Source organism: Silvibacterium acidisoli, assembly GCA_022870745.1.
Classification (GTDB): domain Bacteria; phylum Acidobacteriota; class Terriglobia; order Terriglobales; family Acidobacteriaceae; genus Silvibacterium.
This window is the reverse complement of the sequence record CP085323.1, coordinates 2851095-2877097: the sequence shown is the minus strand read 5'-3', so window position 1 is coordinate 2877097 and position 26003 is coordinate 2851095. Positions and strand designations below refer to the sequence as shown.

Annotated in this window: 17 protein-coding genes; 10 read left to right on the top strand and 7 right to left on the bottom strand. The window is 59.4% G+C overall.

The genetic code is table 11. The annotated features are described in order from the left end of the window. Positions 1-222: 222 nt before the first annotated feature. The 4 genes from leuS (at position 223) to LJD29_RS12045 (ending at position 8576) form a co-directional block, all read left to right on the top strand. On the top strand, positions 223-2844 hold the full coding sequence (gene leuS, locus LJD29_RS12060) for a leucine--tRNA ligase (RefSeq protein ID WP_446741786.1): 2622 nt from the start codon (positions 223-225) through the stop codon (positions 2842-2844). Positions 2845-2849: 5 nt separating this feature from the next. Next, positions 2850-3746 carry a hypothetical protein gene (locus LJD29_RS12055; RefSeq protein ID WP_446741785.1) on the top strand — a complete coding sequence of 299 codons (897 nt, stop codon included), beginning with the start codon at positions 2850-2852 and terminating at the stop codon, positions 3744-3746. An 8-nt stretch (positions 3747-3754) separates the two neighbouring features. Continuing rightward, positions 3755-5305 carry a glutamine-hydrolyzing GMP synthase gene (guaA, locus tag LJD29_RS12050; RefSeq protein WP_446741784.1) on the top strand — a complete coding sequence of 517 codons (1551 nt, stop codon included), beginning with the start codon at positions 3755-3757 and terminating at the stop codon, positions 5303-5305. 313 nt (positions 5306-5618) lie between these two features. After that, positions 5619-8576 carry a M14 family zinc carboxypeptidase gene (locus tag LJD29_RS12045; RefSeq protein WP_446741783.1) on the top strand — a complete coding sequence of 986 codons (2958 nt, stop codon included), beginning with the start codon at positions 5619-5621 and terminating at the stop codon, positions 8574-8576. Between the two features lie 76 nt (positions 8577-8652). Here LJD29_RS12045 and LJD29_RS12040 read toward each other — a convergent pair whose 3' ends face one another. Beyond that, the gene (locus LJD29_RS12040) at positions 8653-10104 is read right to left on the bottom strand and encodes an alpha-L-fucosidase (protein WP_446741782.1); all 1452 of its coding nucleotides are present in this window, start codon (positions 10102-10104) and stop codon (positions 8653-8655) included. Between the two features lie 158 nt (positions 10105-10262). On the opposite strand from LJD29_RS12040, the gene LJD29_RS12035 reads away from it, so the two are divergent. The 3 genes from LJD29_RS12035 (at position 10263) to LJD29_RS12025 (ending at position 17080) form a co-directional block, all read left to right on the top strand. Further along, entirely contained in the window at positions 10263-12452 is a 2190-nt protein-coding gene (locus tag LJD29_RS12035; protein WP_446741781.1) for a beta-galactosidase trimerization domain-containing protein, read from the top strand. A 76-nt stretch (positions 12453-12528) separates the two neighbouring features. Continuing rightward, complete coding sequence (locus tag LJD29_RS12030; protein ID WP_446741780.1) at positions 12529-14298, top strand: proline--tRNA ligase; 1770 nt, start codon at positions 12529-12531, stop codon at positions 14296-14298. A 139-nt stretch (positions 14299-14437) separates the two neighbouring features. Continuing rightward, a complete protein-coding gene (locus LJD29_RS12025) occupies positions 14438-17080 on the top strand; it encodes a transglycosylase domain-containing protein (RefSeq protein WP_446741779.1) in 2643 nt (880 codons plus the stop codon). Here the strand turns inward: LJD29_RS12025 and LJD29_RS12020 are convergent, their stop codons facing one another. Next, positions 17081-17977: a VWA domain-containing protein gene (locus LJD29_RS12020; protein WP_446741778.1), complete on the bottom strand. Its 897-nt coding sequence runs from the start codon at positions 17975-17977 to the stop codon at positions 17081-17083. Then, positions 17974-18672: a molybdenum cofactor biosynthesis protein gene (locus tag LJD29_RS12015; RefSeq protein WP_446741777.1), complete on the bottom strand. Its 699-nt coding sequence runs from the start codon at positions 18670-18672 to the stop codon at positions 17974-17976. Before LJD29_RS12015 ends, LJD29_RS12020 begins: the two co-directional genes overlap by 4 nt. 102 nt (positions 18673-18774) lie before the next feature. Between LJD29_RS12015 and LJD29_RS12010 the strand changes: the two genes are divergently transcribed. Continuing rightward, positions 18775-20019: a DUF418 domain-containing protein gene (locus LJD29_RS12010; protein ID WP_446741776.1), complete on the top strand. Its 1245-nt coding sequence runs from the start codon at positions 18775-18777 to the stop codon at positions 20017-20019. 58 nt (positions 20020-20077) lie between these two features. Here LJD29_RS12010 and lon read toward each other — a convergent pair whose 3' ends face one another. Further along, on the bottom strand, positions 20078-22519 hold the full coding sequence (gene lon, locus LJD29_RS12005) for an endopeptidase La (RefSeq protein WP_446741775.1): 2442 nt from the start codon (positions 22517-22519) through the stop codon (positions 20078-20080). 207 nt (positions 22520-22726) lie between these two features. Beyond that, positions 22727-23548, bottom strand: coding sequence for a prephenate dehydratase (gene pheA, locus LJD29_RS12000; protein ID WP_446741774.1), 822 nt, complete (start codon positions 23546-23548; stop codon positions 22727-22729). 106 nt (positions 23549-23654) lie between these two features. Here pheA and LJD29_RS11995 point away from each other — a divergent pair, with 106 nt between their 5' ends. Both LJD29_RS11995 and LJD29_RS11990 read left to right on the top strand, forming a co-directional pair. Further along, positions 23655-23807 carry a lmo0937 family membrane protein gene (locus LJD29_RS11995; protein ID WP_446741773.1) on the top strand — a complete coding sequence of 51 codons (153 nt, stop codon included), beginning with the start codon at positions 23655-23657 and terminating at the stop codon, positions 23805-23807. A gap of 70 nt (positions 23808-23877) precedes the next feature. Continuing rightward, positions 23878-24180, top strand: a complete 303-nt coding sequence (locus tag LJD29_RS11990; protein ID WP_446741772.1) for a CsbD family protein — start codon at positions 23878-23880, stop codon at positions 24178-24180. A gap of 57 nt (positions 24181-24237) precedes the next feature. On the opposite strand, the gene LJD29_RS11985 is transcribed toward LJD29_RS11990, so the two are convergent. Beyond that, positions 24238-25101 carry a UbiA-like polyprenyltransferase gene (locus LJD29_RS11985; RefSeq protein WP_446741771.1) on the bottom strand — a complete coding sequence of 288 codons (864 nt, stop codon included), beginning with the start codon at positions 25099-25101 and terminating at the stop codon, positions 24238-24240. Between the two features lie 74 nt (positions 25102-25175). Next, a complete protein-coding gene (locus LJD29_RS11980; protein ID WP_446741770.1) occupies positions 25176-25967 on the bottom strand; it encodes a BON domain-containing protein in 792 nt (263 codons plus the stop codon). Between the last annotated feature and the right edge of the window lie 36 nt (positions 25968-26003).

Below are 26003 nucleotides of genomic sequence, written 5' to 3'. Positions count from 1 at the left end.
TAAACCTGGATGCCGCAAGTCTCGATTTTGAGATGTGGGATCGTCGACTCCCATGTCTCAGAATCGAGACATGGGGTACCCCAGCGGTTCGTGCCTCCCCACTCAAGCCAAAACCGGGCTTGAATGGGCCACCCATCTGGAAAATCAGAGGCTTCAGCCCTGAGGTAAGAATTTTCCTCTCTTAAACCCGCGGGAAAACCCCGATTTACAATAGAAGTTCATATGTCTGTCAGCCAGAACCCTTCTGAGGCCGCGACTTCTCCGCAGGAGCGCGAAGCCCGTTATAACCCGTCTGAGATCGAGCCCCGCTGGCAGCAGCGCTGGGCCGAGCAGCCCGAGCTCTACGCCATGGAACCGGCGAGCAGCAACAAGCCGAAGTACTACGTGCTCGAAATGCTGCCCTATCCCTCGGGTCAGCTGCACATGGGCCACGTGCGCAACTACGCCATCGGCGACGCGCTTGCCCGCTATATGTGGATGCAGGGGCATAACGTGCTGCACCCCATGGGCTGGGACGCTTTCGGACTGCCGGCGGAGAACGCCGCCATCAAGAACAACACGCCGCCCCGCGAGTGGACGCTGAGCAACATCGCCGCCATGAAGCGGCAGATGGATCGCCTCGGACTGAGCTACGACTGGCGCAACGAAGTCACCACCTGCCTGCCGGATTACTACCGCTGGAACCAGTGGTTCTTCATCCGCATGTTCGAAAAGGGACTGGCCTATCGCAAGAAGAGCAAGGTCAACTGGTGCCCGCAGTGCGCGACGGTGCTGGCGAACGAGCAGGTGATCAACGGCTATTGCTGGCGCCACGAAGATCAATTGGTAGAACAGCGCGACCTGGAGCAGTGGTTCCTGCGCATCACCAACTACGCCCAGGAGCTGCTTGACGACCTGGGCAAGCTCGATGGCTGGCCGGAAAAAGTCCGGACCATGCAGCAGAACTGGATCGGCCGCAGCGAAGGCACCGAGGTTGAGTTCGACCTGGAAGATTCGGCGTCCGCTCCGGAGGACGAAGAACGCGAGCGCGGCAAAGGGACAGAAGTTTTACCTTTCCTTGAAACCTCGAAAAAGACCGGCAAGAAAATTGCCGTCTTCACCACGCGTGTCGATACGATCTTCGGCGCAACCAGCGTGCAGCTTGCGCCCGAACATCCGCTCGTCAAGGAATTCGCTGCTTCCGACGAAAAGCTGGCGAGCGAAGTCACCTCCCTGATCGAGCAACAGAAGAAAGCACGCGAAGCCGGCGACATTGGAGAGATCGAGAAGCATGGCGTCTTCACCGGACACTACGCGATCAATCCGTTCAGCGGCGAGCGCCTGCCCATCTGGGTAGCGAACTACATCCTGCTCGACTACGGCACTGGCGCAATCATGTCCGTACCTGCGCACGACGAGCGCGATTACGAATTCGCGAAGAAGTACGGCCTTGAAGTACGCATCGTCATCCTGCCGCGCCGCACCATCGATCCCGAAACCGGCAAGGACGCCGAGCCGATGCTGCCTTATACGGCTGAGGACAGCCTGCTGATCAACTCCGGCGACTTCAACACGCTTGGCAACGAAGAAGCGCAAAAGAAGATGGCTGCCTTCGCGGAAGAGAAAGGTTTTGGCAAGGCTACCGTCACCTTCCGCCTGAAGGACTGGGGCGTAAGCCGCCAGCGTTACTGGGGCACGCCGATCCCGATGCTCTACTGCGAGAAGGACGGCATCGTTCCAGTGCCTGACGATCAATTGCCGGTGCTGCTGCCGGACAATGTCGCCATTACGCAGGAGAACGGCTCGCCGCTGGGTCGTGTCCCCGAGTTCGTGAACGCGACCTGCCCGAAGTGCGGCGGGCCTGCGCGGCGCGAGACAGACACGATGGACACCTTCGTCGATTCGTCCTGGTACTTCTATCGCTACACCAGTGCGAAGGACGACAAGGCTCCCTACGACAGCGATGCCATTGCTTACTGGTTCCCGATCGACCAGTACATTGGCGGCGTCGAGCACGCCATCCTTCACCTGATCTATTCGCGCTTTTGGACAAAGATGATGCGCGACCTGGGCCTCATCAAGAATGACGAGCCGGTGCAGCGCCTGTTCACGCAGGGCATGGTCATCAAGGACGGCTCGAAGATGTCGAAGTCGAAGGGCAATGTAGTTTCGCCCGACGACATGATCGCCCGCTACGGTGCCGATGCCACGCGTGCGTATGCGCTCTTCGCCGCACCGCCCGACCGCGATCTCGACTGGCAGGAAGACGGCGTCGCAGGCGTCAGCCGCTTCCTCTCGCGTGTCTACCGCTTCGTAAATCGCTATGCAGGCTATACAGGCGGAGCTGCGCAGTCCACGCCGGCTTCGCAGGCCTTGCAGCGCAAGCTGCACCAGACGATCGCCAAGATCACAATCGACTTCAGCGGGCGCTGGCACTTCAACACCTGCATCGCCGCCATCATGGAGCTGGTAAACACGCTGACCGCAGCCGAGCCGGCCATCGCAGCCGGTGAAGTGTCGGACGCAGTGCTTGCAGACACGCTGCGCGACCTGGTGTTATTGCTTGCTCCCTTCGCGCCGTATCTCTCCTGCGAACTCTGGGAGAAGATCGGTGGACAAGGCGAGCTGCTGCGTACTCCCTGGCCGAAGGCGGACGAGTCACTGGCAAAGGAAGATGCGATCGAGATTCCTGTCCAGGTTAACGGCAAGCTGCGCTCGGTAGTTCGCATCGCAGCCGATGCCGACCAGGACACCACGCGCGACGCAGCGCTGGCCGACGAGAAGATCAAGGCAGCACTCGAAGGCAAGCAGGTCGTCAAGCTGATTCTCGTGCCCGGCAAACTCGTCAACTTCGTGGTCAAGTAGACGCGATGGCCATCCGCGGCACCCAGTCGTTCGTGCATGTGCTCGGCGAGTGCTGGCGCCGGCCTTCGCTGCTGGTGCTTGAACTCACGTGGCGCTGGCTCTTCGGAATTCCCCTGCTCGCCGTCCTCGGCTGGCAGGGGCTTCATATTTACAGGGTGACTCTCGCCCAACTGAACGGCGTCGGACTCGACCAGTTTTCCCTGCTCGACCCGAACCGCGCGGCAGTGATCTCTGCCGGAATCTACGCGGTGCTTGCGCCTCCGCTGGTCAGGCTCTTCGCCTGGCTTGCTCCGGCCGCGGTTATCGCCTGGTCGATTGTGTCCGGGGTTGGCCGCAACGCCGTACTGCGGCGCTACGATCCCACTCTGGCATCGAACCCGCTCATGCTGGTGGTAATGCAGCTCTGGCGCATTCTTTTTCTCAGCGGCACGGTCCTCTTCTGGTTTCGTGCAACCCAGTGGTCAGCGGCTTACGCGCTTTCGGGCTCCGAACCAAACCTGGTGGTTTACTTCGCGCTCATCATCTGCCTGTCGCTTGCGGTCTTCGTTCTGTGGACGCTTTTCAGCTGGATCTTCTCCATCGCCCCGCTGCTCGGCCTGCTCGAAGGCTGCAGCATGGGCGAAAGCATCCGCAGAAGCCTGCGCCTGGGCCCGCTCAGAAACAAGCTCATTGAAATCAACTTCATCATGGGCATTGTGAAGATGGCGCTGGTGGTGCTGGCCATGGTCTTTTCCGCGACCATTGTGCCGTTCGCCGCCGAAATGACGCAGGGCTCGCTTTACCTGTGGTGGGGCTTCGTCACGGTCCTGTATCTCGCCGCGTCTGACTTCTTCCAGGTGGCCCGCCTGGTCGCTTTCATCGAACTGTGGAAAGGCTTTCGGCAGCCAACCGCTGTCAAGTAAACTGAACTGTGGACACCTCATCGATCGTCATCCTCGATTTTGGCTCGCAATACACGCAGCTCATCGCGCGCCGTATCCGCGAGCAGAACGTTTTTTCCGTCGTACTTCCCTGCACCGCTTCTCTCGACGAGATTCGCGCGCAGAAGCCCATGGGCATCATCCTGTCCGGCGGCCCCTGCTCGGTCTATGACTCTGACGCCCCGGCGGCAAACCCTGCCGTGCTGGAAATGAACCTGCCGGTCCTTGGAATTTGTTATGGACTGCAGTTCATCACCCATCACCTGGGCGGCAAGGTACGCTCCGCCGATAAGCGCGAGTACGGCAATGCCGAAGTTTCGGTAGTAGACAAGGAGCTGCCGCTCTTTGCCGACATGCCCACCGATCTCACCGTGTGGATGTCGCACGGCGACGAGGCCATCGATCTGCCTCCGGGCTTCCATCTGACTGCGAAGACCGCCAATGCCGTCGCCGGAATCGCGAACCCCGAACGCCGCATCTGGGCCGTGCAGTTCCATCCTGAAGTTCATCACACCAAGCAGGGCACGACACTGCTGCGTAACTTCGTCTTCAACCTCTGCAAGGCGAAAGCCGACTGGACGCCGGCCCACTTCATCGAATCGACGGTCGCAGCCATCCGCGAGAAAATCGGTGACGGACACGCCATCTGCGCACTCTCCGGCGGCGTCGACTCGTCGGTCGCAGCCGTGCTGGTGCACAAGGCCATCGGCGACCGTCTCACATGCGTCTTCGTCGACAACGGCGTGCTGCGCAAGAACGAGTTCTTCAAGGTGCAGGACAACCTACGCAGCAAGCTCGGCCTGAACCTGGTCGCGGTCGACGCGAGCACGCGCTTCCTCTCGAAGCTTGCCGGCGTGACCGATCCTGAAACCAAGCGCAAGGTCATCGGCAACGAGTTCATCGAAGTGTTTGACGACGAGGCCGCACGCATCTCCCAACAAACAGGCGGCGTGGACTGGCTGGTGCAGGGCACGCTCTATCCCGACGTCATCGAGTCTTCGTCTGTCAAAGGTCCGTCGCAGACCATCAAGAGCCACCATAACGTCGGCGGCCTGCCAGAGACGATGAAGCTCAAGCTGGTCGAGCCGCTGCGCGATCTCTTCAAAGACGAAGTCCGCCGCATCGGCCGCGATCTGAAGATGCCCGAAGACATTCTGCAGCGTCAGCCTTTTCCCGGTCCGGGCCTCGCTGTGCGCATCCTCGGCGAAATCACACCCGAGCGCGTGGCATTGCTGCAGGAAGCCGACGACATCGTCGTCGAAGAAATCAAGAAGGCAGGTCTTTATCAGCAGATCTGGCAGTCATTCGCCGTGCTGCTGCCGGTCAAGAGCGTCGGCGTCATGGGCGACCAGCGTACCTACGCCTACACCTGCGCCATCCGCGCCGTGCATTCTGAAGACGGCATGACGGCAGACTGGGTTCCGCTACCCTACGATGTGCTCAAGACCATCTCCAGCCGCATCGTAAACGAGATCCACGGCATCAACCGCGTAGTCTACGACATCACCTCAAAGCCACCAGGCACGATCGAGTGGGAGTAGCTGGCCGCTACGGGCGTTGGGCCTTCGGCACCCGCTCCCGTTGGTCGCGATCTCGCGTTTATAGCTCAAGAAGGAAAGGCGCGCTTCGGCGCGCCTTTCCTTCTTGATATCGGCAATCAATCGGGTGCCCCATCCAAGCCCGCTTTTGGCTTGGGTGGGAAGGCACGAACCCTTTGAGCCTCTCCAAAGACGAACTTCATTCGCGACCAACGGGAGCGGGTGCCGAAGGCCCAACGCCCGGACGGCCAGTCCCTGTTAGACTTCATGACACCTGTTTCTCCCACGAAATTTTCCTCCCGAAGGATGCTTGCAGATGTCCCGCACCCGGTCGTTGCTCTTCTTCTGTCTCTCTTTCGCATGCGCCGGCGCGCTTTTCGCCCAGACCAACATCAGCACCAGCTTTGCTCGCGATCCTAAGCAGCCGGTCGATCAGACCTACACCGATCACATCAAGCAATACACGACCGATCCTTCTTTCAACTCGCCGCTGACCGACTATCTGCCGGCGTCGAAGACTGTGCCTACTCCGGCAAAGGTGCTCGGAGACGTCTCCGGCGCGCCGAACATGCTGCCCTACGCGGAGGACGTGTACAAATACTTTCGCCTGCTCGAATCGAGCACACCGCGGGTAAAGGTCTTCTCGATCGGCCACACCGAGGAAGGCCGCGAGATGATCGCGGCGGCCATCGGCGACGAAAGCCTGTTGAAGAAGCTCGACGAGAACAGCGCGCGCCTGGGGCAGCTGGCCGATCCGCGCACGATCAACCTCGACGACGCGAAGGCTGCCACGCTGGTAAAGCAGTCGTTCCCCGTCTACTACATCACTGGGACGATTCACTCGACGGAAACCGGCGCTCCCACCGCGTTGATGGAACTCGCCTACCGGCTCGCCGTCGATGACTCGCCGTACATCCAGTACATCCGCACCCACATGGTGGTGCTGATCACGCCGGTCGTCGAAGTCGACGGACGCGATCGCATGGTCGACATCTACAAATGGCACCTAGCGCATCCCGGCCAGCAATGGCCGAGGCTCGTCTACTGGGGACACTACGTCGCACACGACAACAATCGCGACGCCATGGCGATGACGCTCGACCTGACGCGCAACGTGCTCGAAACTCAGTTGAAGTTTCATGCGCAGGTGCTGCACGACCTGCACGAGTCGGTGCCGTTCCTCTACGACAACACTGTTGGCGATGGCCCATACAATGCGTGGGTCGATCCGCTGCTCAACGGCGAGTGGCAGATGCTCGGCTGGAACAACATCCAGCAGATGACCGCATTCGGCATGCCCGGTGTCTTCACACATGGAGATTTCGACACCTGGTCGCCCGGCTACCTGATGTTTCTTGCCGCCATGCACAACGGCATCAGCCGCCTGTATGAAACCTTCGGCAACGGCGGAGCGGACACGGAGAAGCGCATCCTCGAGCCGGGCGAATATGCACGTACCTGGTACAAGCCGAACCCTCCGCTTCCGGTCGTGACCTGGTCGCAGCGTAATAACAATAACTATGAGCAGACCGCGCTGCTCTCGACACTTTCATTCTTCTCGCAGAACGGCCAGCAGTTTCTCGAGAACTACTACCAGAAGAGCAAGCGCTCGATCGAAAAGCCGCAGAACTCCGGGCCCGCAGCGTACGTCCTCGACGAGCCGCTATCGAGCCGCCAGGCAGAGCTGCTGACTACGCTCAAGCGTCAGCATGTCGAGATCAGCCGGCTGTCTGAGCCGTTCACCTACACTCCGAAAGCACCTGAGACCGACGACAAGAAGAAGGACGCGCCTAAGCCGATCACTCTTCCCGCTGGACGTTACATCGTGCGCATGGATCAGCCTTATTCACGCATCGCCGATGCGCTGCTCGATCGCCAGTACTGGGCTCCGGACGATCCGCAGAAGCATCCCTATGACGACACGGCGTGGTCTTTCGGTGATCTCTTCCACGTGAAGACTGTCCGTGTGACCGATCCGGCCATTCTCAAAGTGAAGATGGCCGAGGTCAGCGACCTCACGGCGGAAGCAAGCCCTATCACTGGCAGCGGCAGCATCTTCGCGATCAACAACGCATCCGAGATTTCTCTGCTCGGCCTGCGCTATACGCTGAAAGACGCAAAGATCTCCGTCGCAGAAAAGCCCTTCGATGCGGACGGGCATCACTTCGAGGCCGGCACTCTGCTCATCGAAAACTCCGATGCTACTGCGCTAAAAACGGCCATCGGAACATCCGGACTCGAAGCAATCAGCCTGGCGTCCATGCCGGGCGTTGAGGCCCATGCGGCTCCTGCTCCGCGCATTGCCTTCATGCACACTTGGATCGCAACGCAGACGGAAGGCTGGTGGCGCGAGGCCTTCGATCGCCAGCACATTCCCTACGACTACATCAGCACGCAGACGGTCGCGCAGATGAGCAACCTGCGCGCGAAGTATGACGTGATCGTCTTCGCACCAGTAGGCCGCACCACAACGCAGCAGATCATCAACGGACTGCCCATGTATGGCAACGCACTTCCATGGCAGAAGACCGAACTCACACCCAACCTCGGCAAGACGGACGAGACGCCTGACATGCGCCCCGGCCTTACCTACTCGGGCGTCGATCATCTGCGCGATTTCGTCAACAAGGGCGGCCTGCTCATCACCTCTGAAGACACGGCGCAGTTTGCCATCGACCTGGGCCTCGCTCCCGGCGTCTTCGTTGCACCTAAAGGCAATGTTCACGTGGTCGGCAGCATCCTGAATGGGATCTTCGTCGACAAATCGAGCCCTGTCGCGAACGGATACACGGGCGACCTCGGCGTCTACAGCGCCGATGGCATGGCCTTCACCATCGCCGATACGGTCAGCAGCAGCGGCAACCGCCGCGGCATCGACAACGAGACCAAGCGCCCGACAGGACGCGGCGGTCCGACGGATGAAGACAGTCCCGAAGACCGCGCCTTCGTTGCACCCGAAGCCACTCCGAAGCCGAAGCCGTGGGAGGCGATGCCGCTGAACGAAGACCAGGCGCGCAATAACATCAACCTCATTCCCGCGCAGTATCGTCCGCAGGTGATCCTGCGCTTCGACACTGCCAAGCAGTTGCTGCTCTCCGGCCTTCTCGATGGCGCGCAAAGCATCGAGCAGAAGCCGGTGGTAGTCGACGCCCACTTCGGCGAGGGCAACGTGCTGCTCTTCGCAAACAACCCCGTCTATCGCGGAGAAACCATCGGCTCTTACGCGCTGGTCTTCAACGCGATCCTCAACTACGACCACCTCGCGCGCAAGTAGCGAACGCGAGGCGGTTCCAATGTAGACACGAAGGGCGCGGCATAAGCCGCGCCCTTCGTGTCTGTTCATGAAATGCCTAGCTCTTCGAAGTCTTCAGCACCAGTACTGTTGCGATTGGATCGAGTGCCATCGATGGCAGTTGAACATCCAGCCCGTTGCCGCTGCGCGTCGTCTTCAAAGCTCTGTGGCTCTTATCCGCCAAGAGATAAGCACCGCTCACCTGTCGAGGAAGCTTGTCGAGATGGAAGACACCATCGGCCGGCCACTCGAAGATCTCGATGTAGACCTTGTCTGCCTTCGTCGTCGAACGCCACTTCCATGAAGCAATGAACTTCGGCTTGCCGTCCTTGCCTTTCTCCGTCCTGCTGAAGCTTCCCGCCTCGTCTCCAAAGAGCGTGGGCGTCGTGCCGTAGATGGCTTCGCCATTCACATCCAGCCACTTGCCCATTGCATGCAGGCGTTCAGACTCTGGAGCAGGCACGCGCCCCATTGAATCCGGACCGATGTTCAGCAGATAGTTGCCGCCCTTGCTCGCGATGTCGATCAGGTTCCGCAGCAGTGTTTCGGTCGACTTGAAATTCGTGTCGTCAGACTTGAAACCCCAGGTATCGTTCATCGTCATGCACGACTCCCAGTCCTTGCCGGGATAGCCATTTGCCGGAATGTACTGCTCCGGCGTCTCCGTGTCTCCCATGTAGGTTCCGCCGAGGCGATTGTTCCAGATGAGCTTCGGATACTTGTTCAGGAGCGCGACAATCTCTCCGGCAAGCTTCGGCGTCATATCGTCGGTCGGCGTGTCGAACCAGATCACCGCCGGAGCATCCCCGTAATTCGTCAGCAGTTCCTTCATCTGCGGAATGGCTTTCTCGTGCAGGTAGGTGGCGTAGTCGCCGTCCTGCGCCTTGTCCCAGTGATACTTCGGCGGCTTGTGATCGCCTGTCTTGTAAGCCGCTCCGCCCGGATACGTCCAGTCCTGGTCCTGCGAGTAGTAGAAGCCCAGCTTGATGCCCTGCTTCCTGCACTCCTCCGCCAGTTCGCGGATCGGATCGCGATGATACGGCGTCGCGTCAACGATGTTGAACTTGTTCGCCTTCGAGTCGAACATCGCGAAGCCGTCGTGATGCTTCGACGTGATCACGATGTACTTCATGCCTGCCGATTTTGCCAGCGCAACGATGTCATGCGCGTTGAACGCAGTCGGATTGAACTTCGGAGCAAGCGCCTTGTAATCCGCCACCGGGATCGACGCGTTGTTCATGATCCACTCGCCCACGCCCGGCACCTGCTTGCCGTTCCAGCTGCCTGCAGGGATCGAATACAGCCCCCAGTGAATGAACATGCCGAAGCGCGCCTCGCGCCACCACTGCATGCGTGCATCGCGCTGCGCTTTCGTCTCCGTGTCCTGAATCGAAGGCACGGGATGGCTTGTCGGCTTGGTATTAATCTTGTCGCCCTCAAGCTGAGCAGATGCGACGGCGAGCGAAGCGCCTGCAAGCGCCACGGCGATGGATCGTTGAAGCAGTTTCACGAAGAGACCTCCAAGGGGCAGCAAAGTTCAACTGCGTGATTGTAGAGGAAGCAGCCACGGAAAAAGAAATGCAAGGCTGTTCATGCCAGTTCCATCGCCAACCTTTTATAGTGGGGCGTCCGAAAAATATGCCTCGCAATCCCCTCGCAGGAGCAGGAATGAACCGTCGGGAATTTCTCGCTGTGTCCGCAGCTTCGCTGATCGCCACTTCAGCAGGCAAACTTAACGCCGAAGCTGTCGACAAAGCCGCACCGTGGTACCAGACGATGCTTCGCTGCGGCCAGATCAACTTCAACGAGCGCGACCCGCTGACGATGAAGCCGGAAGAGTGGATGGACTACTGGGCGTCGCTGCGCATCGATGCCGTTCTGCTCAACGGCGGCGGCATCATGGCGTTCTATCCGACGCAGGTCCCTTATCACCATCGCAGCGAGTTCCTCGGCTCGCGCGATCTCTTCGGAGAGATGACGAAGGCTGCCCGCGCGAAGAAGATGCGTGTCGTTGCTCGCATGGATTGCAATTACGCCTACGAGGAGGCGTTCAAGGCACATCCCGAATGGTTCCAGCACAATGCCGATGGCACTCCACGCCGGCATAACGAATGTCCGTGGCTCTACAAGACCTGCATGTTCAGCACGTATTTCACTGAGCAGATGCCAGCCATCTATCGCGAGATCAACCAGCACTACATGCCCGACGGTTTCTACACGAATGGCTGGCCGGGAACCGAAGCGCTCGAAGTCTGCCACTGCGAAAACTGTCAGAAGATTTACCGCGAACAGACCGGAGGCACTCCGCCGGAGACGACCGACGTACACAACCCCGTCTATCGCAGGTACTACGACATCTACATGGATCGCATCGCCACCGTCTGGCAGCTCTGGCAGAAGACCGCGCAGGAGCATAATGCCGACTCCGTTTATGTCGGCAATCTCGGCGGCGGCATGCGCACCGTGAAAGATGTGAAGCGCCTGGGCGAAGTCGCAGCATGGTTCAATGCGGATAACCAGGGCCGCACCGGCAACACGCCGGTCTGGATGTGTGCGCAGCAGGGGCACGTCGCGCGATCGGTTATGAACGGGCGTACCGTGACAAACGTCGTCGGCTCCTACAGCAACAGCAGTATCGACTGGCGCCACACGAGCAAACCGCCTGCCGAGATGACGATGTGGGCAGCGCAGGCTGCTGCAAGCGGAATGGTTCCGTGGCTGCACCGGCTGGGCGGGCAGGTGCAGGACAACCGCTGGCGCGAGCCGGGACGCGCGTTCTTCGATTGGCTGGCCACGAACCAGTCGCACTTTCGCAATCGAGCCTCTCTCGCGGAGATCGCCGTACTCTATCCGCAGAAGACCGTCGCTTTCTACGGTTCAAATGGCACAGCAACCAGAAAGCTCAACGGAGAGACGATCGACTCCGCGGAATACCTCGAAGGCATGTACGCGGCACTGCTCGAAGGCCGCTTCCTCTTCGACTTCGTGCATGAAGACAACCTCAGCGCCGAGACGCTGAAAAAGTACAAAGCCCTCCTGATTCCCAATGCCGCTTTCATGAGCGATGCGCAGTGCACCGCGATCCGCGAGTACACAAGCAGCGGAGGATGCATTCTCGCTACTTTTGAAACTTCGAAGTATGACGAGTGGGGAAATTCAAGACCGGACCTCGCACTCAAGGATCTTTTCGGCGCCGGAGTGAGCGGAGAAAGAATCGGACCGCTCGACAACAGCTACATGAACATCGATCGCGAGCACCCGATCCTCGCCTCGTTCAAAGACACGACCATCCTACCCGGTGCGGAATTCCGTGTGCCGCTCAGTCCTGTTCCAGCCGAGCAGCGCTACCTCAGCGTCATCCCGCACTATCCTGCGTTTCCGCCGGAGATGGTTTTCCCTCGCACCCCACACACTGAAGAGGCCGCCGCAATCTTTCGTGAGCAGGGATCTTCCCGCATCGTGTACTTCCCTGGCGACACCGACCGGTCCTTCTGGAAATCCGGCAGCCCCGATCTGAGCCGCCTTATCATCGACTCGATCCACTGGATGCTGCGAGATCAGCCCCAGCCGATCATCGTCGAAGGCGACGGCCTGATCCAGCTTTTCGGCTGGCAGACTGAGCCTGGATTTGCGCTTCACCTGCTCAACTACACCAATCCGAACGCGACGCGTCCGTTCTTCTCAAAGACGTATCCGGTCGGCCCATTGCAGGTTGAATTTCAAGCCCCGGCAGGAAGCCACATCGCCTCGGCTCAGGCCCTGCGCGCCGGCCACAAGCTTCAAATCCGTACTTCGGGCGATCGCCTGCATGTGGAGCTGCCGAAAGTCGCGGACTACGAGGTGATCGCCTTCTCCTGAGTGGAGGCGACACCTGCATTTAGAATGATGGCTGAACCGTTTCCAACAAATTCGCAGGAAAGTACTCATTCGCGCAATGCATCGCTGGTCGAAACTCTTTGTCCCAACCCTTCGTGAGGCTCCGGCAGACGCCGAAGTCGCAAGCCACAAGTTCCTGCTGCGCGCCGGATACGTCCGCCAGCTGGGCGCTGGCATCTACTCGTACCTCTTTCTCGGCCAGCGATCGATCAACAAGATCATCGGCATCGTGCGCGAAGAGATGGACAAGATCGGACAGGAATTCCTGCTGCCCGGCATCATGCCGTCTGAAGTGTGGGAGCAGAGCGGACGCTGGTCGACCATGGGGCAGAACATGTTTCGCCTGCAGGATCGCAAAGGCGCGTGGCTCTGCCTGGGTATGACGCACGAAGAGGTCATGACCGACATCGCCCGCAAGGAACTGCGCAGCTACAAGCAGCTTCCGCAGATCTGGTACCAGATCCAGACGAAGTTTCGCGACGAGCCGCGCCCCAAGTCGGGCCTGCTGCGCGTGCGCCAGTTCATCATGAAGGACGCTTATTCCTTCGACATCGACCAGGCCGGGCTCGATAAGAGCTACGATCTGCACGACAAGGTCTACCGCTCCATCTTCACTCGCGCCGGTCTCAGCTTTGTCGCCGTCGAGGCAGACTCCGGAGCCATGGGCGGGTCGCAGTCGCAGGAGTTCATGGTCTATACCGATGCAGGTGAAGACCTGATCGTAAGCTGCGCCAGCTGCGGATACGCGGCAAACATCGAGAAGGCAACATCGAAGCTGGCAGCGATCGAAGACCTCGCTCCCACCGGCGACGGCATGCCCGAGCTCGTCCACACGCCGGGCAAAGCAGCCATCGCCGATGTCGCCGAGTTCTTCCAGATCCTGCCCGCGCAGGACATTAAGACGGTGGCCTACATGGTCGAAGTCCGCGACGGTAAGAAGTCAACCTGGAAGCCTGTTGTCGCCTTCCTCCGCGGCGATCACTTCGTAAATGAAACGAAGCTTCTAACCCTGGCAGGCGGCGCCGAGCTGCGTCCGATGCAGGCGGACGAGCTCGAAACCTACTTCCACGCACCCGCCGGCTATCTGGGCCCGATCGGTCTGACCGTCGCCAAGAAGCTTGACTTCCATGCGGAAAACGGCGACGGCGTAACCGTCGTGGTCGATCATGGCCTCGAAAACCGGCAGAATCTCGTCGCTGGAGCCAACAAGCTCGACTACCACTTCCGCAATGTAACGCCCGGCCGCGACTTCACCTGGACGGTGGCAGCCGATATCCGCGATGTCACGGAGGGCGAAGCCTGCCCGCAGTGCGGATCGCCTCTCAAGGTTGCGAAAGCGGTCGAAATCGGACACATCTTCAAGCTCGGCTACAAGTACACCGAGAGCATGGGCGCTCGCGTGCTCGATCCCAACGGCAAGGAAGTGACGCCCATCATGGGCAGCTACGGCATCGGCATCGAACGCATCCTGACCTCGTCGATCGAGCAGACGAACGATGCCAACGGCTTCTGCCTGCCCCCGGCGATCGCTCCCTTTGAGGTGGTGGTCACGGTCACGAATATCGCCGACCAAAACCTGCTCGCCGCCGGTACGCAGCTCGCCGAATCGCTCGAAGCCGCCGGCTTCGACGTGCTGCTCGACGACCGCGACGAGCGCGCCGGGGTCAAATTCAAGGATGCCGACCTGATCGGCATCCCTTTCCGGGTAAACGTCGGCAAAAAAGTGACGGAAGGCAAAGTTGAGCTGGTGAGCCGTGCGACCTCTTCGAGTCAAGATATTGTCATCGAAGAAGTTGTCTCTCAGCTCAAGCAGCTCGTCGGCCGCTGATTAGGAAGGCGCGCATGCCAACATGCGCGCCAATTCCTGCATCGAACCGTCTACATATCGTGAGCCGCCGCATTAGGAAAGTCGTCCCACTCTCAGCTCTCCCCTCCCAAACATCTAGAATGGAAGCGAGGCGTTACGCTTGGCTTTGAAAATAAAAATCCCCGGCAAACGGGCGGATGGCACCGGTTTCGAGATGCCTCCCCTGCGCAAGGTGCTGCTGGCGGCAGGTATCGCCGTCGGTGTCTGCTTTCTTTTTTCCCTCTGTGTGTTCGGCTTTTACTACTCCAAGTACAAGCACATCGTCGACGAGCGACTGGAGAAGCCACTCTTCGCCAACACCGCGAAGATCTATGCTGCGCCCTACGAGCTGCGCCCCGGCCAGAAGATTGCGCCGCGCACCATCACACAGGATCTGCGTAATGCCGGCTATACCTCCGACGAGGACAGCAAGCCGTCCCCTATCGGGACGTATTCCGAGAACGCCGACAGCATCACGGTTCGCCCTGGCCAGCAGTCCTATCACGCTCCGGAAAATGCCACGATCACCTTCAGCCGCGGTGCGATCAGCCAGATCACCGGCGGTAATGGACAGGACCTGAGCGCCTACGAACTGGAACCGGTCCTGATCACCGATCTCTCCGATCAGAACCGCGCCAAGCGCCGTCTCGTCACCTACGATCAGCTGCCGCCCCTGATGGTCAAGGCAGTAACTTCTATCGAGGACCATCGCTTCTTCGAGCATGGCGGCGTCGACTATTACAGCCTCATCGGCTGGACCTGGCACGACCTCCGTGGTGATCGCCGCTTCGCGGGTGGCGCGTCCACCCTGACCATGCAGCTGGCGAAGATGTTCTTCCTCACGCCGGAGCGCACGCTGCGCCGCAAGATCCTGCAGGTCATCATCACCTTCCAGCTCGAGCACCGCTACACCAAGCAGAAGATCTTCGAGATCTACGCGAACCAGGTTCCGCTCGGCCAGCGCGGCAGCTTCTCCATCAACGGATTCGGCGAAGCAGCCCAGGCCTACTTCGGCAGGGACGTCAGCCAGCTGACGCTGCCCCAGTGCGCCCTGCTTGCCGGACTCATCCAGAGCCCCAGCCGCCTCAACCCCTATCGCCACGCCGAGCGCGCGACCGCCCGCCGTAATGTCGTGCTCGATGCCATGGTCGAGAGCGGAGCCATCACCAAGCAGCAGGCAGAAGAAGCCAAGGCTTCCCCTCTGAACCTCGTCGCCGGCAGCGTCGATGCCGGCGAAGCTCCTTACTTTGTGGACATGGTCCGCGAACAGCTAGCCCAGAAGCTCGGCGAAAACGCTTACAACCAGCAGGGTCTGCGCATCTACACTTCGCTCGACCCGCAGTTGCAGCGTCTCGCTACAGAAGCTGTTGACGAAGGCATGAAGTCGATCGATGAACAGGTTGACAAGCGTCACGCCCGCCTCGAAAAGCAGGGAGACAACAGCCCGGTCATCTATCCCCAGGTCGCGCTCATTGCTCTCAACCCACACACCGGGCAGATCCTCGCGCTGGTTGGCGGCCGCAACTACGGCATCAGCCAGTTCAACCATGCCATTCAGCACCGGCCGACTGCTTCGACCTTCAAGCCGTTCGTTTTTGCAGCAGCATTCAATACCAGCCTTGCTGGAGCACAGCTCACCAACTCGGACGGCACCAGCGGAACCTTTACACCTGTAACCATGCTCAACGACGAGCAGACCACCTTCACCTTCGGAAACAATCAGACCTACTCCCCGAAAGATTTCGAAGGCAAGTACTTTGGGCTGGTGACGGCACGCGAGGCTTTGATTCGCTCGTTGAATAATCCGACGATCTCCCTTGCCCAGATGGTCGGCTTCAATAACGTGGCCTCGCTCGCCCGCGATGCAGGCATCAAGTCTGCCCGCGCGACTCCCGCCATGGCAATCGGCGCCTACGACGCTTCGCCGCTCGAACTGGCAGGCGCTTATACCTTGTTCGCAAATGGCGGCGTCAAGATCGACCCGTGGATGCTCGCTTCCGTTCGAGAGTCAAATGGCGACCCGGTCGCTGACTACTCTCCCACCACGAAACCGATTCTTGACCCACGAGCTGCTTTTCTAACTACGGCGCTCATGGAAGATGTTCTGCGCGGTCACGGCACCGGAGCCGGGGTGCGCTCGATGGGTTTCAGCGCCCCTGCGGCAGGCAAGACTGGTACCGAGCACGATTCCTGGTTTGTCGGCTACACCTCGAACCTGTTGACCGTGGTGTGGGTCGGCAACGACGATTACACCGATTTGAAAATTGAAGGCGCACACGGCGCCGCCCCGATCTGGGGTGGATTCATGAAGCGCGCCGTTGCCCTGCCCGAGTACTCCGATACGAAGGACTTCGTGCCGCCGCAAGGCGTCATCACCGTATCGCTCGATAAGGCGACGAACCTCATCGCCGACGCAAGCTGCTCGGACGACTACCCCGCGACCTTCCTCGACGGCACACAGCCGACCGACACCTGCGACCACTCGAACGGCGACCAGCGGAATCTCTTCCAGCGCATCTTTGGACTGGGGGAGAAGCCGTCGACACCTGCGCCCAATCCCGCAACGCCGATGACGCCTCAGCCCGCGCAGCCGGGTCAGCCGCAGCCCAATCAGGCGCCTGCCGTGGCGCAGCAGCAGCCGCAGCAACCCGATCAGCAGCCTAAGAAAAAGCGCGGCTTCTGGGGCAAACTCTTCGGCAAGAAGAGCGACGACGACAAGAACAATCAGCAGGACCAGAACCAGCCGCAGCAGAACCCGCAGTAATCAGCGGGTTCTGTTGGCGTAGTACCCCGTGCGATTGCGCACAGTGTAAGCCGATCCATGTGGAGCGGGCTGCGTCAGTGAGACATCGATTGAGCGGAACTGCCCGTCGTTCGAGCGATTTGTCGGATAGTAGCCGAGCAGATACTGTGTTCGCAGATCTTCAGAGACCTTGCGGAAGGCCTGGTCGAGGTTGGTCGCGTCGGCATAGTAGTACTTTCCGCCCGTCTCCTGTGAAAGCGTGATCAGCGCATGCTCTCCCGCCGTGTCGCGGCCAGCATCCGCACGAATCGGCAGATCGATGATGCTGTACACCATCACCTCGTCGCGCAGTGCCTGCTCCAGGGCCGCCGGGTAGTCAGTTCCCTTGTGGGTATTTCCGCCGTCCGAAATCACGACCAGCACCTTGCGCCCGCGGCGTGCGGAGAGGTTTTGCGAAGCCAGATAGATCGCCTCGTAGAGCGCAGTGGCCGGGCCCATGGTCAGGTTCTCAAGCCCATCGTCGATGCGCCGGACGTTATTCGTAAAAGGGACCACCTCGCGCACTTCTGAGTTGAAGTCGATCAGGTCAAGCTGGTCCACCGTACGCATCAGCGCGTGGACAAAACGATGCGCCGCATCCTTCTCGATGCCAATATCCTTGTGTACGCTGCCGCTGGTATCGATTGCGAGTACCACCGAGAGCGGCATCTCTGTCTCGCGCTCGAAATAAGAGATCTTCTGCGCCCTTCCATCTTCGGTGAGAGAGAAGTCATCTTTACCAAGTCCGCCTACCGGCGCGCCCGCCGCATCCGTCACGTTGACGAAGACGTTCACGAGATGAACATCCACCTGTATCGGCGGCCCCTGTTGCGCAGAGAGAGTCATCACGCCGGCAACTACCAGCAGCAGCCGCTTCACTCCTTACGCTCCTCGCCGGGTGCTGCCGGAAACGGCTCGCCGTCTACCCACACCTCGCCATCAACAAAGTGCTCTTTCTTCCAGATGGGAACCGTCTGTTTCAGCGTGTCGATCAGCCACCGGCACGCCGAGAAGGCCTGCCCCCGGTGTGCCGACGCAACCGCTATCAGGACGCTTGTCTCGCCGATCTCGAGCTTGCCCAGCCGATGCACCAACACGACATCGCGTATGCCAAAGTCGGCCTTCGCCTTCACCGCCAGCTCGCGCATCTGCTTTATGGCCATCTCTTCGTAGGATTCGTAGAAGAGAAAAAGCGTCTGCCGCTGGCGGGTGTTGTTGCGTACGATGCCATCGAAAACCACGACCGCGCCGTCCTCGCCCTGCTTTAACCGGGAGACGACCGCATCGGAGTCGATCCGCTCGCGAGTCAGAAAAATCATTTCGGAGGAGCTGCCTCCGCTGACCGGAGGCAGCAGCGCAACTTCGTCGCCGTTGGCCAAAGGATGGGAAACGGTTGCATAGTCCTTGTTCACCGCCACCGCCAACGAGCTCCACAGGGCATCGTGCCCTTGCAGGGAAGCTTTCAGCACTCCGAGCAGATCGGCGACCTTCGCGCCCTCTTCCAGCTCGATTTCGCGAACAGATTCCGGGAACAGATCCCGAAGAACACCGAAGACAAGCAACTTCACCCGCATACTCTCTAAGAATACCTGCGTCGTTTGACGAGAAATTTCATACACAGTCAGCAAATTCGATCACGGTAAAATGACGAACGACCGTCCCGCAAGAGAGAACTCATGTCCACCGTGCTATCGGCAGCTCCCGTTTCACTCAAGGATCGCATTGAGTCCATCGACGTGCTTCGCGGGGTAGCCCTGCTGGGCATCCTCTCGATGAACATCCAGGACTTCTCATCGATCGCCGCCTCCTACTGGAACCCGACCGTCTTCGGAGACTTTCATGGCCTGAACTTCGCCATCTGGTACGCCTGCATGCTCTTTTCCGAGCTGAAGTTCATGTCGATCTTCTCGATGCTCTTCGGCGCGGGAATCCTGCTCATGACCAGCCGGATCGAAGCTTCCGGGAGGAAGCCCGGCCCCATCCACTACCGGCGTATGGGCTGGCTGATGGTCTTCGGGCTGCTGCATGGCTACCTGCTCTGGACAGGCGACATCCTCTTCACCTACGGCTTCTGCGGGCTCTTTGCCTACCTCGCCCGCAAATGGAAGCCCAGGAAGCTGCTCACTGTCGGCATGATCCTCGTGGCCGTCAGCACCCTGCTTTACGTCGGCAGCTACATCACCTTCCCGCAATGGCCGAAGGACAGCACCGCCGATCTTGTCGAGCACTCGTGGTCGCCCTCCCCGGAGGCCATTCAGAAAGAACTTCAGACTTATCGCAGCGGCTGGCGCGCCGAAGAACCGGACCGCATCACGCAGACCACAGGGTCGGATATACAGGGACAGATCTTTCTTACCTTCTGGCGCGCCTGCGGACTCATGCTCGTCGGCATGGGACTCTTCAAGCTGGGCGTCTTCAGCGCAAAGCTACCCGCCAGGGTCTACCGGCAGTTCATAGTGATCGGCCTGCTCGTCGGTATTCCCATCATCGTCTTCGGCGCCTGGCAGAAGTTCCACCATCACTGGGAGGTCCGCGTCGGCTTCTTCCTCGACTTCCAGTACAACTACTGGGGAAGCCTCTTCGTGTCGTTCTTCTGGATAGGGCTGGTGATGCTCATCTGCCAGAAAAACTGGCTGTCCGGGTTGGCAAGGCGCCTGGCAGCAGTGGGACGCATGGCGTTTACGAATTACCTGACGCATACCTTCATCTGTACATTCCTATTCTACGGCTGGGGGCTGGGGCTCTTCGGCAAACTCGACCGTGTACACCAGTTCGGCATCGTCTTCGCCATCTGGGCCTTCCAACTGCTCTTTTCACCGTGGTGGCTGGCACGCTTCCGCTTCGGTCCATTCGAGTGGATATGGCGCTCACTCACTTACTGGAAGCTGCAACCGATGCGTCGAGCAGCGGTTTCCGCATAAAACGAAAAGCCCGCTGGTTGGCGGGCTTTTCGTTCAGGTTCTAAAGCAGAACTAAGTCTTACACCTCTGCATGCTGCAGGATCTCTTCGCGGACCTGCTCATCCTTGACCTCTTCGGCCACAGTACGGGGCAGAGCCACCTTCAGAACATCCTCGATGCAGCTGGCATAGTGGATGTTCACCCCGGCGATCTGCTCCGGCATCAGGTCTTCTTCCACGTTCAGCCGGTTCTCGGCAGGCAGAATGACATCCTTCACACCCGCACGCTTGGCTGCCAGGAACTTCTCCTTGATACCGCCCACCGGCAGCACATTGCCGCTCAGTGTGATCTCGCCAGTCATCGCCGTCAGCGGATGCACCTTGCGATCCGTCATCAGCGAAACCAGCACCGTCGCCATCGTCACACCGGCCGAAGGACCGTCCTTGGGAATCGCTCCCGCAGGCACGTGGATATGAATGTCCACGTCCTTCGTGAAGTCTTCCTCAAGGCCGAGAGACTTCGCATTCGACCTCACCCAGGTGAGCGCCGCCTGCATCGACTCCTGCATGACCTCGCCAATCTGGCCGGTCATTTTGAAGCCGCCATTGCCCTTCATCTTGTTGGCTTCGATGAAGAGCACGTCGCCGCCCGAGGGCGTCCACGCCAGGCCAACCGCCACGCCTGCACGCTTGGTGCGTTCGGCAATCTCCGTATCCACGCGCACCTTGATGCCGCCGAGGAACTCGTGAATCACCTCATGGGTAATCACCAGCTTTTCCGTGTTGCCTTCGGCGATGCGGCGCGCCTGCTTGCGGCAAACCGTGCCGATGAGCTGCTCCAGCTTACGGACGCCAGCCTCTCGCGTGTAATGGCGCACGATGTAGCCGACCGACTCTTCCGGAAACTCGATGTTTTCCGCCAGGATGCCGTTCTCCTTGATCTGCCGCGGAATCAGGTAGCGGAACGCAATATGCGTCTTCTCCTGTTCCGTGTAGCCGGTCAGGTCGATGATCTCCATACGGTCGAGCAGCGGAGCCGGAATCGGATCCAGCTGGTTCGCCGTGCAGATAAACAGCACCTTCGACAGGTCGAACGGCTGATCGAGATAGTTGTCGCGGAACGAATTGTTCTGTTCCGGGTCCAGAATCTCAAGCAGCGCCGATGACGGATCGCCGCGGAAGTCCCTGCCCAGCTTATCGATCTCATCCAGCATGAACACCGGGTCGTTGGTTCCCGCCCGGCGCAGGTTCTGAATGATCTGGCCTGGCAGGGCGCCGATGTACGTCCGGCGATGTCCGCGCAGCTCAGCCTCATCGTGCATGCCGCCCAGCGAAATGCGCTGGAACTTGCGGTCGAGGGCCTTTGCGATCGAACGGCCCAGCGAGGTCTTACCCACGCCCGGAGGTCCGACAAAGCAGAGGATCGGTCCCTTCATGTCCGGCTTCAGACGGCGCACCGACAGGTAATCGAGGATGCGGTCCTTCACCTTCTTCAGGTCGTAGTGGTCTTCGTCAAGAATCTGCTTGCCCTTGACGATATCCACCTCCGTGCCCGAAGACTTAGACCATGGCAGCACCGCCAGCCACTCGATGTAGTTCCGGGTGAGCGAGTAGTCGGCGGCCATCGGAGACATCCGCGAGAGACGGCCCAGTTCCTTGAGCGCCTCTTTTTTGGTCTCTTCCGGCATGCCGGCATCTTCGATCTTCTGGCGCAGCTCTTCGATGTCCTTCTGGCCCTCGTCGTGATCCCCGAGCTCCTTCTGGATCGCCTTCATCTGTTCGCGCAGGTAGTAGTCGCGCTGCGACTGCTGCACCTGGTCCTGTACCTCGGACTGGATCTTATTGCGCAGCTGCTGGACTTCAAGCTCCTTGGCAAGGTGCTTGTTCACCCGCTCCAGGCGGCCCGCAACGTCCGGCATTTCCAGCAAATCCTGCTTGTCAGGCGTCGAGAGAAAGGGCAGCGAGGAAGCAATGAAATCCACCAGGCGGCCCGGGTCTTCGATGTTCATCGCAATCGTCTGCAGCTCGTCCGACAGAGTCGGCGAGGCGGTGACGATCTGCTGGAACTCAGAAAGCACGTTGCGCTGGAGCGCTTCCGTTCCAGGACCGCTTTCCGGAATCACGTCTCCGAGAGGCTCGACGGTCGCCGTCATGAAAGGCTCGGTCTGCACAAACTGAGTGAGCTTTACGCGCTCCGTACCTTCGGTGAAGACGAAGAGGCTCTGATTCGGCATCTTGACGACCTTGTGAATGGTCGCGAGCGTGCCATAGGTGTACAAGTCAGCAGGCTGCGGAGTATCCATCCGCGCATCGCGCTGCGCGACGACGACTATGGTCTTTTCGTCGCCGAGCGATTGGATGAGCTGGATCGAGCTCTCACGGCCCACAGTGAGCGGAAGAACAGCATGAGGAAACAGCACGGTGTCGCGAACCGGCAGAACCGGAATCGCTTTACCGCCCGAGCGCTCCTCGCGCTGCTTGGTGCCGCTCGGATAAATTTCGCTTAAGAAATCATTGGCCATGTGAGTGCCTTCTTATCAAATTATTAGCTATTAGACGCAGCACATTTAATATGGTCGCAAGAACACCATGGGCCCGGCAGCGCTTGATACGAATCAATAACTTAGAAGCGACCGAACTGGCCTAATTGGATTCATTGGATGCAAAATCGCCCCGCACGAACTCTTCATCGGCGGGGCGGCATGGGAGTTGAAAATTTCAGAAGGTGATCATGAGCGTTCCGCGGCTTTATAACGGCCAAGCTCTTTCACCATGGAGCAGTGCTCTGTAAGCAAGCTGATCGCGGCATCTGCCGTGTCCGGGCTGGAAACCTGGTAATCGACATAAAAGACGTACTGCCATGGCTTTCCCTGCACTGGCCGCGATTCGATCTTGGTGAGATTCGTTCCCAGCCCGGCAAAGGTCTGGAGAGCCTGGATCAACGTTCCGGGACGATTCTCAACAGTGAAGGCCAGGCTGACTTTATTTGCCTCCGGTTTCGCCTGAACCAGCTCGCGCCGCTTCAGGACAAAAAACCGGGTGAAGTTTTCGGCATTATCCTCAATGCCTGCCGCCAGGATCTGCCCCCCATATTGAATCGCCGCCTGTGTGCTCGCGATGCCCGCAACCGATGGATCGCGCAGCTCTGTGGCCTGCTTCACGCTTCCAGCTGTGTCATAAAACGGAACCGCTTCCATTTCCGGGTGATCCGCGAAGAATCGGCGGCACTGGGCCAGGGCGATGGGGTGTGAGTAAACGCGGCGAACCTTACCCAGGTCGGAGCCGGGAACCGCTATGAGATTGTGCCGGATACGCAGCAGGGCTTCCTGCTCAACGAGCAGGTCATTCTGAAGCAGAAGGTCGTAGTGTTCGAGGACCGAACCGGCAAGCGAGTTTTCGATAGGGATTACAGCGGCTTCTACCTGCCCCTCCATGACGAGGCGAAACACCTCTGGAGAGAAGCTGCAGGGGACAATGGTTGCCTGCGGAAAGAACCCTAATGTCGCTTCGTGACTGAAAGAGCCGGGCTCTCCCTGAATAGCAATCTGCATTGTTTCCTGGACCCTCGAATTTTCGATTGTACGGCAACCCAAAGGCCACGCCGCGCACCATATCACACCGTAGAAGTTAAACACAGAACGAAAGCGAGCAAAGACGATGCTTTGGACAATTTTTGTAATTCTGCTGGTGTTGTGGCTGGTCGGCCTCGTGAGTTTCCATGCGATTGGAGCGTATATCCACATCCTGCTGGTAATCGCGCTTGTGGTGCTCCTCATTCAGTTGATCAGTGGACGGCGATCCGCCCTCTGAAACCTTAACCCCGCACGACATTGCCAGAGGCACGAGCCAAAGGCGTTCCTCAATCAAGGAGTAGCTCATCATGAATAACGAACAGGTAACAGGCAAAATCGATCAGGTGACCGGCAAGATCAAGCAGAAGGTAGGCGAAGCTGTCGGCAACGATCAGATGGCAAATCGCGGCGTGGCCGAACAGGTCAAAGGCGCTGCGAAGGAAACCTGGGGCAATGCGAAAGATGCAGCTCACGACAACAAGGAAGCAGTTCGCTCCGAGCACGAATCCCGCGCAGCGGATGCACGCGACAAGGTTGTCGAAAAGGTGCAAGACATGAAGCGCGCCGTCAATGACAAGATTGACGAGCACCGTGATCGCCGCCCGGCCTGATTTGCGGAAAGCTAAAAAAAGCCCGCGATCTTCGCGGGCTTTTTTATGCCGAAAAACCTAGCGGCGCATAAGCAGGTCTGCCGCGACAAACAGGAAGAAGACCACCGAGATGACTCCGTTCATCGTGAAGAAAGCAGCATTCAGCCTGCTCAGATTGCGAGGCGATACGATCGAGTGCTCATAGGCCAGCAGCGCTACGACAGCACCGATGCCGATCATCGCGGCCACACCGAGGTGAAACTCGCGCGCCAGCAGAATCAGCAGCCCAATCATCACCAGGTGGAAGATGCGCGCAATCCAGAAAGCAGCAACTACTCCATAGGTCGCAGGCACGCTGAACAGACCCGCCTGGCGATCGTGCCCCGCGTCCTGGCAGGCATAAAGCAGGTCGAAGCCGGCCACCCAGAACATCACCGCGGCAGTAAGAATCACAATGCGAGGGTCAAGCGATCCACGCACCGCGATCCATGCAGCGGCAGGCGCAATTCCCAATGCAACGCCCAGGACAAGGTGCGACCAGCGAGTAAACCGCTTCGCATAGGAGTAGGCAAGCACCACGGCAAGCGCTACCGGTGAAAGCAACAGGGTGAGGTGGTTCAACCGGCTCGCCGCAAAGATAAAGAGCGCAGCCATCAGGACTGTGAAGCCGCCGACGAATCCACGCGAAAGGTGCCCAGCGGGAATCGCCCGCATTGCGGTGCGCGGATTCTCCGCATCGAGCGAGGCATCGGCCCAGCGGTTAAAGGCCATCGCAGCCGAGCGCGCGCTCACCATGCAGACGATGATCCAAAGGATCTGCACCAGGCTGGGCAGGCCGTGGGCGGCCAGCATGGCACCCGTCAAAGCAAAAGGCAGTGCGAAAACGGAGTGCTCCCACTTGATCATCTCGAGGGTCACACCAACATTGCGAAAGAAAGCCATGAATCCAGTTTATCGAATGCCGCACGGAAAAAGGCTCCCGCCGTGGCGGGAGCCTCTTGGGACATCCTGTGCTGCTACTTCTGCTGCGACCCGCTGCCAGCGACCTGGAGATCGTTCGTGACCTTGAAGACGCCAGGAACGCTGTTCGCACGGATTCCGGCCGCATCCTTGTCCGCCTGCGAATCCACCGCTCCGTAAAGGGTGACATTGCCGTTCTGCACAGAGATGCGGATCGGCTTGCCCGGATCGATCGCGTACTTGTTCAGCGACGGGAAACCGTAGACGGAACGGAAGACCGCGAAGCGGACCCGATCGTCCATGGGAGAAACCGGATCGACCTGGATCTCGTTGACGACATCCTTTACGCCCTTCATATTCGCCGCGACCGAGACCGCCGAGTCGGCGTCCACCGGGCCATAGGCGTGACCGCCAAGCGTGACGACACCATTCTGCACCTGTACGGCGATGGCGTTGAATGGCGTGGTTCCATAACCAACGCGGTCGTATTCAATCGCCTTGATCAGCTTGTTCTGCAGCTCTGCATCGGAGACTTCCGGCCCGGCAACCTGGATCTCGTCATCGATGGCCTTGATGCCCTTGATGCGATGGACGCGCTTATATGCCTCAACCTTTGCGTCGAAGACATCGACGGTGCCCGTGAGCTTTGCAACGCCGCTGGCGACGGTGACCTGAACATCCTTGAACTGCGACTTGTTGAGGGCCTTGTTCACGACTTCGGCCTTAAGGCTGTTATCGTCATTCGAGCCCTGTGCAAACGCGGCAGAATGCGCGGAAACAGCAGAGGTTCCGCCTAACATGAGAACCGCCATCAGAACCGGGGTTAACTTGTGATTTGTAGTGCTCACTTTCTTCCCTCCTGGTTGACCAAGCTTTGGACTCCG

Excerpts from the sequence above, each read along its gene's own strand:
- leuS (WP_446741786.1), top strand. The coding sequence starts at position 223 with ATGTCTGTCAGCCAGAACCCTTCTGAGGCCGCGACTTCTCCGCAGGAG.
- LJD29_RS12055 (WP_446741785.1), top strand. The coding sequence starts at position 2,850 with ATGGCCATCCGCGGCACCCAGTCGTTCGTGCATGTGCTCGGCGAGTGC.
- LJD29_RS12045 (WP_446741783.1), top strand. The coding sequence starts at position 5,619 with ATGTCCCGCACCCGGTCGTTGCTCTTCTTCTGTCTCTCTTTCGCATGC.
- LJD29_RS12035 (WP_446741781.1), top strand. The coding sequence starts at position 10,263 with ATGAACCGTCGGGAATTTCTCGCTGTGTCCGCAGCTTCGCTGATCGCC.
- LJD29_RS12030 (WP_446741780.1), top strand. The coding sequence starts at position 12,529 with ATGCATCGCTGGTCGAAACTCTTTGTCCCAACCCTTCGTGAGGCTCCG.
- LJD29_RS12015 (WP_446741777.1), bottom strand. The coding sequence starts at position 18,672 with ATGCGGGTGAAGTTGCTTGTCTTCGGTGTTCTTCGGGATCTGTTCCCG.
- LJD29_RS12010 (WP_446741776.1), top strand. The coding sequence starts at position 18,775 with ATGTCCACCGTGCTATCGGCAGCTCCCGTTTCACTCAAGGATCGCATT.
- lon (WP_446741775.1), bottom strand. The coding sequence starts at position 22,519 with ATGGCCAATGATTTCTTAAGCGAAATTTATCCGAGCGGCACCAAGCAG.
- pheA (WP_446741774.1), bottom strand. The coding sequence starts at position 23,548 with ATGCAGATTGCTATTCAGGGAGAGCCCGGCTCTTTCAGTCACGAAGCG.
- LJD29_RS11995 (WP_446741773.1), top strand. The coding sequence starts at position 23,655 with ATGCTTTGGACAATTTTTGTAATTCTGCTGGTGTTGTGGCTGGTCGGC.
- LJD29_RS11990 (WP_446741772.1), top strand. The coding sequence starts at position 23,878 with ATGAATAACGAACAGGTAACAGGCAAAATCGATCAGGTGACCGGCAAG.
- LJD29_RS11985 (WP_446741771.1), bottom strand. The coding sequence starts at position 25,101 with ATGGCTTTCTTTCGCAATGTTGGTGTGACCCTCGAGATGATCAAGTGG.